This window comes from Phytopseudomonas daroniae (genome assembly GCF_004327285.1).
Taxonomy (GTDB): domain Bacteria; phylum Pseudomonadota; class Gammaproteobacteria; order Pseudomonadales; family Pseudomonadaceae; genus Aquipseudomonas; species Aquipseudomonas daroniae.
Map to the genome: position 1 here is coordinate 178,649 of NZ_QJUI01000002.1, position 13,569 is coordinate 192,217.

Below are 13,569 nucleotides of genomic sequence, written 5' to 3' on the forward strand. Positions count from 1 at the left end.
GTCGAGGTACGCACATCAGACATGTATCAAACCAGTTTGCCGATCAGCTCTCGCGCTTCCTGCTGCTGACCATCGTTACCTTCGGCGATCACTTCATCGAGGATGTCACGGGCACCCTCGGTATCGCCCATATCAATGTAGGCCCGCGCCAGATCCAGCTTGGTAGCGGTCTCGTCGGTACCCGAGAGGAAGTCGAAGTCCTCATCGTCGTCGAGCGACGGGGCATCCGCCTGCTGGCCTTGCGGCTCCAGCTGACCTTGCTGCTCAAGGCTTTCGGCCAACTGGTCGAGTTCGGCAGTCACGTCATCGAGCTGAGCGGCGAAGCTGGCATCCGCGGCCGGAGCCGGCGTTTCGTCGTTGAGCGACAGGTCGAAATCGGCTGGCAGGCCAAAATCATCCTGAGCCTTTTCGTCCGCAAGAGCCGAGGAGAAATCAGTCAGACCATCGTTGGCTGGCGCCTTGTCGACGTCCTCATCGAGGCTCAGCAGGAACTCATCTTCCTGAGCCGCTGCTGGAATGCCAGGCGAGTCCAGATCAAGACTGAAGTCCGCCAGCTCACCACCGAGCTCCTGACGGTTATCGGCTTCATTGCCGAGATCCAGATCGAAAGCCACTTCGTCATCCTTGCTTGCGGCTGGTTGTTCGGGAGCCTGCAGATCCAGATCGGAATCCAGGCTCAGGGTGTCGATTTCGTCGAAACCGCTGGTGTCCTGAGCCGTCGCCTGCGGGTCAGCGGCGAATTCGGCCTCGAGTGCATCCAGGTCGAGATCGAAGGCGTCGTCGGCAGGTTGCGATGCCGCCGGTTGAGCGGGTTCGTCCAATTCCAGGTCGTCCAGACTGAAGGAATCCAGATCATCGGCGGCGGCAGCGCCAGCCAGCGTAGCGGCGCCGCCAAGCACCACCATGGCCGGGTAACGACTTTTCAGCTGCTCGACTTCGGCATTGGCACCGCCGATTTCACGCAGTTCGTTTTCCTGGCGGGCGAAGCCTTCGCGGTCGCCCAGCTCGGCGTAGACTTCCATCAGCTTCAGACGCAGGTCGGTGCGCTGCGGCTCGTCGTTGATGGCGTTGTGCAGCAGCTCGGCGGCCTGATTGAAGCGGCCGTAAGCGACGTAGATATCGGCCTCGCCCAGGGCGTCACCGGTCTGCGCAGTGACCCGCTCCTCGCCGACTGGCTGCAGCGGAGCAGCCAGGTCATCCGGCAGATCATTCAGACTGTCGGCAGGCAGTTCCAGGTCGCTGTCGAAGCGATGGGTGTCTTCCTGGTATACCGCGAGACTCTCTTCCTCCTCGGCTTCCTTGCGCGCATTGCGACGCGACAGGATCAGCAACACCAGCAGCAATGCCAACAACAGGCTGCCACCGATCAAACCCAGCAGCATCGGGTTGGCCAGCAGCTTGTCGAGGGCGCTGTCTTCATCGACTGGCTCGGGCGCGGCGGCTACCGGCTCCGGGGCCTTGTTGACGATGGGAGCGGCAGGTTCGGCTGGCGCCGGCTGACTGGCTACCGCTGGCTCTTCGGCCGGAGCAGCAGCGCCATCGGTTTGTGCTGCGGGAGCACCATCGGTACCAGGCTGCGGAGCTGGCTCGCCGACTACCGGGGCCTCAGTTGCAGGCTCAGTTGGAACCGCGGGTGTTTCGCCCGCAGGAGCAGCAGGCGTGGCAGCCTCACCTGGATTGGTCGTGGACTCAGTCGGCGCCTGGCCCGTGGCGGCAGGTGCTGCGTCATCATCAGCGGCAGCCTGACCGTCGGTGGCTGACACATCGGCCTGCATCTTGGCCAATTGGTTGTCTTTCAGTTGAATGAGCCGCTGCAGCTTGTCGAGCTGGCTTTGCAGGTCGTTCATGCGATCTTTCAGCTCGTCGTTTTCACGACGGGTCGAATCCAGGCTTTCCTGGGTGACTGCCAGTTGATTGCTCAACGCCGCACTGTCGTTGGAACCGTTTTCGCTGCCCGCAGTGGCCGTACCCGCATCGGCGGCCAGCAGTTTGAGCTTGTCTTCGGCCTGCACTTCGGCAGGTGCTGCGCCGGCACCGGTGCGGCGCGTGGCATCGATCTGTCGAGTACCGGCAGTTGCCGGAGCGCTGCGCGCCTGGCGCCAGGAACTGTTCTGTTCGCCAACCTGAGCCAATGCCTCGGCCTGACTGCGACTGGCGATCTGCCCCTCGTCCGGCAGGCGCAGCACCTGGCCGCTCTTCATGCGGTTGATGTTGCCATCGATGAACGCATCCGGATTGAGATCCTGAATGGCGAGCATCGCCTGATGGACGCTGCCGTTACCGCGTACGCGCTGGGCAATCTCCCACAGGGTGTCGTTGGTGTTGGTGCGGTATTCGCTGCCCTGCTCTGCCGCTGCAGTACGCGGAGCAGCCGGCGTTGGCACAGGCGCCGCGGCGCGCGGCGGCGTGCTCGGCGCGGAAGTAGCAGGCCGTGGCGCAGGAGCGGCGACCGGCAATTGCGGTGCGGCTGCGGCCTGGGGGGAGTAAAGAGGTGGATCGAGCAGCAGTGTGTATTCACGCAGCAGGCGGCCATTGGGCCACAGCACTTCCACGAGGAAATTCAGGTAGGGCTCGCGAACCGGCTTGGTCGAGGTCACGCGAATCACGCTCTTGCCGTTCGGCTTGATGACAGGCGTGAACTTGAGGTCGGTCAGAAAATACTGGCGGTCGACTCCGGCCTTGTTGAACTCTTCCGGGGAGGCGAGCGCCGGGCGCATTTCCTCGGCGGAAAGATCACGCACATCCAGGAGTTCAATTTCTGCTACCAGAGGCTGGTTCAGAGATGACTGGAGTGTCAGCTCACCGACACCCAGCGCATGCGCCATACCGGAAGACAGCGCCGACGCCGCAGCGATAGCCAGTACCAGTTTACGAACCCGAAGCATAGCCTTTTCCTTTGTGTTAACTGCTCTCGCACAACGAGAGGGTTGGTGATTGCCGGCTGCCCCTCTGCAGGTTCCCCCAGCCAACAATCAGCTCGCTCAGTAATTGCCAAGCTCGAATAAATCTTCAAATTTCCGGATAAGTATCTTTTACAGATGGTGTTTTATCAATAACTCGCCCAGTTGCACGGCGTTCAAAGCCGCACCTTTTCTCACATTATCAGACACAATCCACAAAGTGAGCTCGCTGGGGTCGTCCAAACCACGCCGCACGCGGCCTACGTACACCTCATCCTGACCGACGGCATCACCGATGACGGTCGGATAATCCCCCGCATCGACCAGCTCGATACCGGCTGCGGCATCCAGTGCAGCGAGAACCGGCTCCAGCTCGACAGGCGAAGAAGCCTGCACGGTAACGTTCAAACTATCGCCAAAGAATACCGGCACCTGGTGACAACTGACCGCGACATTCAGCGAAGCATCATTGAACAGGGCCTTGATGTCTTCGTTGACCCGACGCTCCAGGCGGCCATGCCCCTGCGCGTCCGGCTCGTCGATCTGGGCGAGCACGTTGAAGGCCATCTGCCGGTCGAACAGACGCGGCTCGAACGACCGACCGTTGAGCAACTCGGCGGTTTGCCGGGCCAGCTCGGTTACCCCCTCCCGCCCACGGCTGGACACCGCGAGCCCGGCGTCGATCACCAGTCGGCGCACCTGCACCTGCTGCCGCAGCGCCGCCAGCACCAGCGCTACCGCCACGGCGATCGAGGATGGGCTGGTCAGCGCGAACGGAGCCTCAAGCCCTTCGAGCGCGCCTGCGTTGACCTCAGGCACCACCCGCGGCGCCTGCTCGCCGGGCAGTGCGCCAGAAAGATCGATCAGCGAGCAGCCGGCCTTGCGCACGGCATCGGCATGGGCCAGCGTCACCGACTGATCCGCGGCGAAGAACGCCAGTTTCACGGCACGGAAATCAAAACCTTCGACGGCACGCACACGCAGATTGCGCCCTTTGTAGGCAAGCGTACGGCCTGCCGATTCGCTGCTGGCGAGCAAATGCAGGTCACCGACCGGAAAGTCGCGATCTTCGAGAATTTGCAGGAGGGCTTCGCCAACACTGCCGGTGGCGCCGACGATGGCGATATCAAAGGTAGAAGTCATGAGGGGGAGCCTGACGCTCGATAGCTGAAACAGACCCGGCACTCTACCGAAAAGCAGAGGGGCGGGCGATGGCAATCGCAAGCGATCACTATACAACCCGCCCCTTGGGTGTTTCTGCCTTAGCGCTCCAGCAGGATCCGCAGCATGCGGCGCAGTGGCTCGGCCGCCCCCCATAGCAGTTGGTCACCCACGGTGAAGGCACCCAGGTATTGCGAGCCCATGTTAAGTTTGCGCAGACGCCCGACCGGCACGCTCAGCGTGCCCGTGACGGCTGTCGGGCCGAGATCGCGAATGCTGGCTTCGCGATGGTTCGGCACCAGCTTGACCCAGGGATTGTGCTGGCTGATCAGCCCTTCGATATCGGACAGCGGCACATCCTTGTTCAGCTTGATGGTCAGTGCCTGGCTGTGGCAGCGCATGGCGCCGATGCGTACGCAGATACCATCGACCGGAATCGGGTTCTTGAAGCGACCGAGAATCTTGTTGGTTTCCGCCTGGGCCTTCCACTCTTCGCGGCTCTGCCCGTTAGGCAGTTCCTTGTCGATGTAAGGAATCAGGCTGCCAGCCAGCGGTACGCCGAAGTTGTCGACCGGGAACGCATCGCCGCGCATGGCTTCGGCCACCTTGCGGTCGATATCGAGAATGGCGCTGGCCGGGTCGGCCAGCTCATCCGCCACACTGGCGTTGACCGCGCCCATCTGCTTGATCAGTTCGCGCATGTTCTGCGCACCGGCACCGGAAGCCGCCTGATAGGTCATGGCGCTCATCCACTCGACCAGACCGGCTTCGTAGAGACCACCCAGCGCCATCAGCATCAGGCTGACGGTGCAGTTGCCACCGATGTAGTTACGCGCGCCCAGGTCGAGCTGCTGGTCGATGACCTTGCGGTTGACCGGATCGAGCACGATCACCGCGTCGTCGGCCATGCGCAGCGAGGACGCTGCATCGATCCAGTAGCCCTGCCAGCCGGCTTCGCGCAGCTTGGGGAAGACTTCGTTGGTGTAGTCGCCACCCTGACAGGTGAGAATCACGTCCAGACCTTTCAACTCATCGATGCTGTAAGCATCCTTGAGCGTCTCGGTTTCCTTGCCGATGGCCGGGCCCTGGCCGCCGACATTGGAGGTAGTGAAGAACACCGGCTCGATCAGATCGAAATCCTGTTCTTCCAGCATGCGCTGCATGAGTACGGAACCCACCATGCCACGCCAACCGATAAGACCTACACGTTTCATAACCACTACACCTATATGAACAAACCGCCGGACAAGTTCCAGCGGCCTGGAAGATTACAGACTACGCAGCGCTTCGACTACCGCATCACCCATCGCCGCCGTGCCGACCTTGGTCGTACCCGCCGAGTGGATATCGCCGGTACGCAGACCCTGATCGAGCACGCGGCTCACGGCCAGTTCGATGGCATCGGCGGCCTGGGTCTGATTGAAGCTGTAACGCAGCATCATGGATACCGAGAGAATGGTCGCCAGCGGGTTGGCGATGCCCTGCCCGGCGATATCCGGCGCCGAACCGTGGCACGGCTCGTACATGCCCTTGTTGTTGGCATCCAGCGAAGCAGACGGCAGCATGCCGATGGAACCGGTGAGCATGGAAGCTTCATCCGACAGGATGTCGCCGAACATGTTGTCGGTGACCACCACATCGAACTGCTTGGGCGCACGCACCAGTTGCATGGCGGCGTTGTCGACGTACATGTGGCTCAGTTCGACGTCAGGATAATCCTTGGCCACTTCTTCGACCACCGTGCGCCACAGCTGGCTGGAGGCCAGCACGTTGGCCTTGTCCACCGAGCACAGCTTGTTGCCGCGAACGCGGGCCATGTCGAAACCGACCTTGGCGATACGGCGGATCTCGCTTTCGCTGTACGGCAGCGTGTCGTAGGCCATGCGCTCGCCATTATCGAGTACTTTGCTCTCGCGGGGCTGACCGAAGTAGATGCCACCGGTCAGCTCGCGCACGATGAGGATATCCAGGCCCGCGACCACTTCCGGCTTCAGCGATGAGGCATCGGCCAGTTGCGGATAGAGGATCGCCGGACGCAGGTTGGCGAACAGGCCCAGTTGCGAACGGATCTTCAGCAGGCCACGCTCCGGGCGGATGGCCGGGTCGATCTTGTCCCACTTCGGCCCGCCCACTGCGCCAAGCAGCACGGCATCGGCAGCGCGTGCGCGCTCCAGGGTTTCGTCGGCCAGGGGCACGCCATACTTGTCCACGGCAGCACCGCCCAGCTCGTCGAACGAGAGCTCGAAGTCCAGGGCGAACTTGTCGTTGGCCAGGCGCAGCACCTTGACTGCTTCGGCCATGATTTCCGGGCCGATACCGTCACCGGGGAGAATCAGAATCTGCTTGCTCATCGTTTTTTCCTTCACGAAACCCAGGTCGCACGCCCCCATCTATGGGTCAAATGCCTGCGACATTTAGAAACCTGAACAGGCCTGCGACCTCTGCCCTGCCGAAAAGGGCGCCATGTTCGACGCCCAGGCAGCATGGGTCAATGGTACGCACGGCCCATCGACAGACAACACGTAACCTTATCTTTCCGCCCAGAGCACCAGCACATCGGTGCTGAAAGAGCCGTCCGCGGTGATCTCGAAGTACTCGCGCACCTCCTCGCCGACAGCCCCCTGCAAGGCCAGGATCGCCTCACGCATCACCTGCGGCGTGCGCATCCGTTCGACCCAGGAAGCGAACTCCAGACGCAGACGCTGCCGGGTATGGCTGCGCACCTGCAAGCCCGCCTCGCTGACCTGACGCAGCCATTCGGCCGGCGAATAGTCACGCACATGGCTGGTGTCGCGCAGCACCTCGACGCTCTGCAGGTAGGTGTCCAGCAACGGCCGGCCCGGCGACGCGACATCGATGAAAGCGGCCACGCCACCGGGCTTGAGCACTCGACGCACCTCACGCAGGGCCAGGCCGAGATCGCTCCAGTGATGCGCCGAGTAACGGCTGAAGACGAAATCGAACTCGCCCTCGGCGAAAGGCAGTCGCTCAGCGGCGCCGTGCACGGTGCGCAGATTGTTCAGACCACGCTCTGCAGCAGCACGGGCGACCACCTCGAGCATTTGCTCGGAGAGGTCATAAGCCACCACCTCGCCCACCTGCGGCGCAATCTGGAAGCTGACATGCCCAGCACCGCAGCCCAGATCGAGCACACGAGCCTGGTCATGCCCGCTGACTTCGGCCTGCAACAGGGCGAATTCGCTGCCCTGGGCATGCACCGTACTGGTCAGATAAGCGTTGGCCTGCTCACCGAACTGGCGCTGTACCACCCCTGCGTGACCTTTATCCGTCATCTGCGACTCTCCAGCGACGCTGTTACTTGATAGCGCCGAACAACCAGGGCTGACGCTGCTGATAACCGACTTCGAAAGCGCGGATCGCGTCAGCGTCCTGCAAGGTCAGGCCGATATCATCAAGGCCGTTGAGCAGGCAATGCTTGCGGAAGGCATCGACTTCGAAGCTGTACTGCACACCGTCAGGACGGGTCACGGTTTGCGCCGCGAGATCGACGGTCAGTTGATAGCCTTCCTGGGCCTCGGCCTGCTCGAACAGTGCATCCACTTCGCTTTCCGCGAGGATGATCGGCAGCAGGCCGTTCTTGAAGCTGTTGTTGAAGAAGATGTCGGCGAAGCTCGGCGCGATCACGGTGCGAAAACCGTATTCGTCCAGCGCCCAGGGTGCGTGTTCACGGCTCGAGCCGCAGCCGAAGTTCTCGCGGGCCAACAGCACGCTGGCGCCCTGGTAGCGCGGGAAGTTCAGCACGAAATCCTTGTTGATCGGACGGTTGGAGTTGTCCTGATTCGGCTGACCGACATCCAGGTAACGCCACTCGTCGAACAGGTTCGGGCCGAAGCCGGTGCGCTTGATCGACTTGAGAAACTGCTTGGGAATGATCTGGTCGGTATCGACGTTGGCACGATCGAGGGGAGCGACCAGGCCGGTGTGTTGAGTGAAAGGTGTCATGTCGTGCTCCTCAGGCCTGGATCAATTCGCGAACGTCGATGAAGCGACCGGTCACCGCAGCAGCGGCGGCCATGGCCGGGCTGACCAGATGGGTACGGCCACCGGCGCCCTGGCGGCCTTCGAAGTTGCGGTTGGAGGTCGATGCGCAATGCTCGCCGTTGCCGAGTTTGTCCGGGTTCATCGCCAGGCACATGGAGCAGCCTGGCTCACGCCATTCGAAACCGGCCTCGATGAAGATCTTGTCCAGGCCTTCGCTTTCCGCCTGGGCCTTGACCAGACCAGAGCCCGGCACGACCAGCGCCTGCTTGATGGTACCCGCGACCTTGCGGCCCTTGGCCACCTCAGCGGCGGCGCGCAGATCCTCGATACGCGAGTTGGTGCAGGAGCCGATGAACACGCGATCCAGCTGGATATCGGTGATCGGCTGGTTGGCGGCGAGCCCCATGTACTTGAGGGCGCGGGTGATCGAATCCTTCTTCACCGGGTCGCTTTCGCGGGCCGGATCCGGCACGTTCTGGTCGACGGCCAGCACCATCTCTGGCGAAGTCCCCCAGCTGACTTGCGGCTTGATGTCTTCGGCACGCAGTTCGACCACGGTATCGAAATGCGCATCGGCATCGGACACCAGGTCGCGCCACAGGGTAACGGCCTGCTCCCAGTGCTCGCCTTTAGGCGAATACGGGCGGCCCTTGACGTAGGCCAGGGTCTTTTCGTCCACGGCCACAAGACCGACACGAGCGCCAGCCTCGATGGACATGTTGCAGATGGTCATGCGCCCTTCGAGGGACAGCTCGCGGATCGCGCTGCCGGCGAACTCCAGCGCATGGCCGTTACCGCCGGCGGTGCCGATCTTGCCGATCACCGCGAGCACGATGTCCTTGGCGGTGACGCCGAATGGCAGCTTGCCTTCCACGCGCACCTGCATGTTCTTCATCTTCTTGGCGACCAGGCACTGGGTGGCGAGCACGTGCTCGACCTCGGACGTACCGATGCCGTGGGCCAGTGCGCCGAAAGCGCCATGGGTGGAGGTGTGCGAGTCGCCGCAGACCACGGTCATACCCGGCAGGGTGGCGCCCTGCTCCGGGCCGACCACGTGAACGATGCCCTGACGCACGTCGTTCATCTTGAATTCGAGGATGCCGAAGTCGTCGCAGTTCTCGTCCAGAGTCTTGACCTGGATGCGCGAGACTTCATCGGCGATGGCGTCCAGGCCACCCAGGCGCTCGGCGCGGGTGGTCGGCACGTTGTGATCGGGCGTGGCGATGTTGGCATCGATGCGCCAGGGTTTGCGCTGGGCCAGACGCAGGCCTTCGAAAGCCTGGGGCGACGTCACTTCGTGAAGAATGTGGCGGTCGATGTAGATCAGCGACGAACCGTCGTCGCGTCGCTTCACTTCGTGCATTTCCCACAACTTGTCGTAGAGCGTCTTGCCTGCCATCAGCCTGTCCTCATCGGTCTTTCTATGCCCGGGCAATAGCCCTTTGGCTTATGGGGTAATGCTACGACCAGGCGTCAAATTACTCAAATTCATATTTTTCATCCAAAGCATTCCCTGACAGAATGCGAGAACCCTCGATTTCAGCCACGGACTCCCAATGGATCTGGCCACCCTCAACGCCTTTATCGCCATCGCCGAACTCGGCAGTTTTTCCGAGGCGGCGATGCGCCTGCACCTCACCCAGCCGGCGGTGAGCAAACGCATCGCCAGCCTGGAGCAACAGTTGCGGGTGCGCCTGTTCGACCGCCTGGGTCGCGAAGTGAGCCTGACCGAGGCAGGCCGCGCCTTGCTGCCGCGCGCTTACCAGATTCTCAACGTGCTGGAGGACACACGCCGCGCGCTGACCAACCTCAACGGCGAGATCACCGGTCGTCTGACCCTCGCGACCAGCCACCACATCGGCCTGCACCGCTTGCCGCCACTGCTGCGCGCCTTTACCCGCGCTTATCCGCAGGTAGCCCTGGACATCCAGTTTCTCGATTCGGAAGTGGCTTATGACGAGGTGTTCCATGGCCGCGCCGAACTGGCGGTGATCACCCTGGCGCCCGATACCCGGGAGCCGGTACGCGCCGTCGCGGTATGGGACGACCCGCTGGATTTCGTCACGGCTCCGGAGCATCCGCTGGCACAGAGCGGCGGCGTGACGCTGGCCGATGTCGCCCTGCACCCGGCAGTGTTTCCCGGCGGCAATACCTTTACCCACCACATCGTGCAGCGCCTGTTCGAGGCCGAAGACCTGACACCCAACATCGCCATGAGCACCAACTACCTGGAAACCATCAAGATGATGGTGTCCATCGGTCTGGCCTGGAGCGTGCTGCCGCGCACCATGCTCGATGAACAGGTCGCCCGTCTGCCCCTGCCGGGCATTCAGCTGTCGCGCCAGCTGGGCTATATCGTGCATACGGAACGCACCCTATCCAACGCGGCCAGAGCCTTCATGCAGTTGCTCGACAGCCAGCGTGACAATCTTGCTTTCGCGCCCGGGCAACGGCTAACGTGATACCTATGCAGGCTATCCGTCGCGCATCATGCTGCGCGACGGATAGCCTCACTGCATGTTCTGCCGTCCTTTTTGTAGAGGAAGGGTTATGGGCAACTCCAATGACAAACGCCCGCCATTGCCCTACGTCCCGGCGCTCGACCCTGCCGAGTTCGAGAAGACCTGGCACGACTCCCAACATCTGCTGGCCGCCCTCAATGGCGCCGGGCTGGGTGCCTGGTTCTGGAATATCGACACGGGCGAAGTCAACTGGTCGCGCGGAGCGCAGAAGCTGTTTGGCCTCGACCCCAACAGCCCGCTGAGCGCTCCTGTCGATTACATCGCACTGATCCCTGAAGAAGACCGCAGCGAAGTCCTGCGCATGTTCCAGGCCGTGCTCGACGGCTCGCCCAATCCAGAGCCGATCCGCCACCGCATCCACTGGCCGGATGGCAGCCTGCACTGGCTGGAAATCACCGGAAGCCTGCAGGCTGGTGACGCAGGCCACCACAGGATGTTCGGGGTAATCCGCGACATCAGCCGCCAACGCACCCAGGAACAGGCCTTGGCCGATAGCCAGGAGCGCCTGCGCATGGCGCTCGAGTCGGCTGATCTGGGCACCTGGGACTGGCACATTCCCAGCAACACCATGTTCACCTCGTCACGCGCGGCCACTTTGCACGGACTACCGGCCGAACCCTTCCACGGCCCCTTCCTGGATTTTTTCGTCCACGTACCCATGAATGACCGCCAGACCATGCGTCAGGCTTACCGGGATTTGCTGTCGAACAATGGCCAGGACTATCAGGTCACCTATCGCACGGTGTACCCGGACAAGCAGGTGCATTATCTGGAGAGCACCGCCAAACTCTATCGTGATGCCCAGAACCAGCCCGTACGCATGACCGGCATCCTCATCGACATCAGCGAACGCACCCTGCGCGAACAGCGCCTGCAGGCTTCCGAGCGCAAATTCGCCACCGTGTTCCAGGCCAGCCCGGATCCAATCTGCGTGACCACACTGCCGCACGGCCGCATTCTGGAGATCAACCCGGCCTTTAGCCAGGCGTTCGGCTGGCGCTCCGCGGAAATCACCGGGCGCAATATTTTCAAGCTCAAGCCCTGGCAAGCCTTGCCAGAAGCCTCGGGCCTGCGTCAGAAAATCTTCAACGGTACGGATCTCACCGACGAACGCATCGACCTGCTCGACCCCCAAGGCCATAGCATGACCTGCGTGGTGTCATGCCGACGCCTGGAGCTCAGCGGGCAACCCTGCGTGCTGACCACCTTTCGCGACATCACCGAGCAGCAGCGTGCTGAAGCAGCGCTCAAGGCCAGCCAGGAGAAATTCTCCAAGGCCTTTCACTCCAGCCCGGACGCCATCACCATCACCACCCGTGACAGCGGCCGTTATATCGAGGTCAACGACGGCTTCACCCGCCTCACCGGCTACAGTGCTGACGAGGTAGTTGGCCGAACCTCCGCGGAGCTGGATATCTGGGCCGATACGGAACAGCGCCAGCGCATGCTCGATACGCTGCGTGACGACGGACACATCCAGCGTATGGAAATGCGCGCCTGGGATCGCGACGGTCGCCATCTGGAGGTCGAAGTGTCGGTCGAGCAGATCGAACTGGATGGGCAACCCTGCCTGCTGCTCACCGCCCGCGATATTGGCGAGCTCAAGGCTGCCCAGGCGCAGATCCAGCACCTGGCCTATCACGATCCACTGACCAACCTGCCCAACCGCGCCCTGCTGATGGATCGCCTGACCCAGCAGATCGCCCTGCTGCAACGCCACGGCTTGCGCGGTGCCCTGCTGTTTCTCGACCTCGATCACTTCAAGCACATCAACGATTCGCTCGGCCACCCGGTCGGCGATGCGGTACTCAAGCTGGTCACCGCACGCCTGGAAGTCAGCGTGCGCGAGGAGGACACCGTGGCCCGCCTGGGCGGTGACGAGTTCGTGGTGCTGCTGACCGGTATCGAGGGCAAGCTCAACCAGGTCATCAGCCATGCCCGCAGCGCTGCCGACAAGCTGCGCAAACTGCTGACCGAGCCGATGCTGCTCGATGGTCACCGCCTGCAGGTGACACCAAGCATTGGCATCGCGCTGATCCCGGATCACGGTCAGACCCCGGCCGACCTGCTCAAGCGCGCTGACATCGCCCTGTATCGCGCCAAGGATTCCGGCCGTAATGCCGTTCAGCTGTTCCACAGCACCATGCAACACGCCGCCAGCGAACGCTTGCGCCTGGAGAACGAGCTGCGCCTGGCCCTGTCCCGCGGCGAATTCGAGCTTTATTTCCAACCCCAGGTGGACGCACGCAACGACCAGATCATCGGCGCCGAAGCACTACTGCGCTGGGCCCATCCAACCCTTGGCGAACAGTCACCAGCGCTGTTCATCCACGTGCTGGAGGAAAGCGGGCTGATCCTGGAGATCGGTGCCTGGGTGATGGTCGAAGCCTGCCATGTCTGCGCCCAGTTGCTGGAAGAGCACATCATCGATGAGCACTTCAGTCTCTGCGTGAATATCAGCACCCGGCAGTTCCGCCAGAACGATTTCGTCGAGCGGGTAGAGCAATGCCTGCTCAAGAACAAACTGCCATTGGGCATGCTCAAGCTGGAGATCACCGAAGGTATCGTCATCCAGGACATCGACGACACCATCGCCAAGATGAATCGCCTGCGGCAGCTGGGCGTGAGCTTCGCCATGGACGATTTCGGTACCGGCTACTCGTCGCTCACCTACCTCAAGCGCCTGCCGGTGGACGTACTGAAGATCGATCAATCGTTCGTGCGCGACGCCACCAGCAATTCCAGCGATGCGGAAATCATCCGCGCTGTCGTAGCGCTTGGCTTGAGCCTGGGCCTGGAGGTCATCGCCGAGGGCGTGGAGCAGCAGAGCCAGCTGGACTTCCTGCAAAGCCAGGGCTGCCACTGTTATCAGGGTTACCTGTTCAGCCGGCCACAGCCACTGGCCGAGTTCCGCGCCCTGCTGGCCCATACCAGCCAGCGCCCGCGGCTCGACTGAAACAGAAAAGGCGCCACGCGGGCGCCTT

At 62.3% G+C, this 13,569-nt stretch carries 9 protein-coding genes; 2 read left to right on the forward strand and 7 right to left on the reverse strand.

Going from position 1 to position 13,569, the window contains the following annotated elements:
- Positions 1-26: 26 nt before the first annotated feature.
- The 7 genes from DNK06_RS02655 to leuC form a co-directional block, all read right to left on the reverse strand.
- The gene (locus tag DNK06_RS02655) at positions 27-2,885 is read right to left on the reverse strand and encodes a motility hub landmark protein FimV (RefSeq protein ID WP_131178499.1); all 2,859 of its coding nucleotides are present in this window, start codon (positions 2,883-2,885) and stop codon (positions 27-29) included.
- 147 nt (positions 2,886-3,032) lie between these two features.
- Positions 3,033-4,043, reverse strand: coding sequence for an aspartate-semialdehyde dehydrogenase (locus DNK06_RS02660; protein WP_131178500.1), 1,011 nt, complete (start codon positions 4,041-4,043; stop codon positions 3,033-3,035).
- A gap of 119 nt (positions 4,044-4,162) precedes the next feature.
- A complete protein-coding gene (gene asd / locus DNK06_RS02665) occupies positions 4,163-5,275 on the reverse strand; it encodes an aspartate-semialdehyde dehydrogenase (protein WP_131178501.1) in 1,113 nt (370 codons plus the stop codon).
- A 54-nt stretch (positions 5,276-5,329) separates the two neighbouring features.
- Positions 5,330-6,412 (reverse strand): 3-isopropylmalate dehydrogenase, encoded by a 1,083-nt coding sequence (gene leuB, locus DNK06_RS02670; RefSeq protein WP_131178502.1) that lies wholly within the window; start codon positions 6,410-6,412, stop codon positions 5,330-5,332.
- Between the two features lie 177 nt (positions 6,413-6,589).
- The gene (locus tag DNK06_RS02675) at positions 6,590-7,354 is read right to left on the reverse strand and encodes a class I SAM-dependent methyltransferase (protein ID WP_131178503.1); all 765 of its coding nucleotides are present in this window, start codon (positions 7,352-7,354) and stop codon (positions 6,590-6,592) included.
- 22 nt (positions 7,355-7,376) lie between these two features.
- Positions 7,377-8,024: a 3-isopropylmalate dehydratase small subunit gene (gene leuD, locus DNK06_RS02680; protein ID WP_131178504.1), complete on the reverse strand. Its 648-nt coding sequence runs from the start codon at positions 8,022-8,024 to the stop codon at positions 7,377-7,379.
- A 10-nt stretch (positions 8,025-8,034) separates the two neighbouring features.
- Positions 8,035-9,462: a 3-isopropylmalate dehydratase large subunit gene (leuC, locus tag DNK06_RS02685; RefSeq protein ID WP_131178505.1), complete on the reverse strand. Its 1,428-nt coding sequence runs from the start codon at positions 9,460-9,462 to the stop codon at positions 8,035-8,037.
- Positions 9,463-9,619: 157 nt separating this feature from the next.
- Here leuC and DNK06_RS02690 point away from each other — a divergent pair, with 157 nt between their 5' ends.
- Together DNK06_RS02690 and DNK06_RS02695 are read left to right on the forward strand one after the other, a co-directional pair.
- Complete coding sequence (locus DNK06_RS02690; protein WP_131178506.1) at positions 9,620-10,525, forward strand: LysR family transcriptional regulator; 906 nt, start codon at positions 9,620-9,622, stop codon at positions 10,523-10,525.
- Positions 10,526-10,613: 88 nt separating this feature from the next.
- Positions 10,614-13,541 (forward strand): GGDEF domain-containing phosphodiesterase, encoded by a 2,928-nt coding sequence (locus DNK06_RS02695; protein WP_131178507.1) that lies wholly within the window; start codon positions 10,614-10,616, stop codon positions 13,539-13,541.
- Positions 13,542-13,569: the final 28 nt, after the last annotated feature.

Bases quoted from the DNA above. Each gene is read 5' to 3' on its own strand.
- leuC (WP_131178505.1), bottom strand. From the start codon at position 9,462: ATGGCAGGCAAGACGCTCTACGACAAGTTGTGGGAAATGCACGAAGTG.
- leuB (WP_131178502.1), bottom strand. From the start codon at position 6,412: ATGAGCAAGCAGATTCTGATTCTCCCCGGTGACGGTATCGGCCCGGAA.
- DNK06_RS02660 (WP_131178500.1), bottom strand. From the start codon at position 4,043: ATGACTTCTACCTTTGATATCGCCATCGTCGGCGCCACCGGCAGTGTT.
- DNK06_RS02655 (WP_131178499.1), bottom strand. From the start codon at position 2,885: ATGCTTCGGGTTCGTAAACTGGTACTGGCTATCGCTGCGGCGTCGGCG.
- DNK06_RS02690 (WP_131178506.1), top strand. From the start codon at position 9,620: ATGGATCTGGCCACCCTCAACGCCTTTATCGCCATCGCCGAACTCGGC.
- leuD (WP_131178504.1), bottom strand. From the start codon at position 8,024: ATGACACCTTTCACTCAACACACCGGCCTGGTCGCTCCCCTCGATCGT.
- DNK06_RS02695 (WP_131178507.1), top strand. From the start codon at position 10,614: ATGGGCAACTCCAATGACAAACGCCCGCCATTGCCCTACGTCCCGGCG.
- DNK06_RS02675 (WP_131178503.1), bottom strand. From the start codon at position 7,354: ATGACGGATAAAGGTCACGCAGGGGTGGTACAGCGCCAGTTCGGTGAG.
- asd (WP_131178501.1), bottom strand. From the start codon at position 5,275: ATGAAACGTGTAGGTCTTATCGGTTGGCGTGGCATGGTGGGTTCCGTA.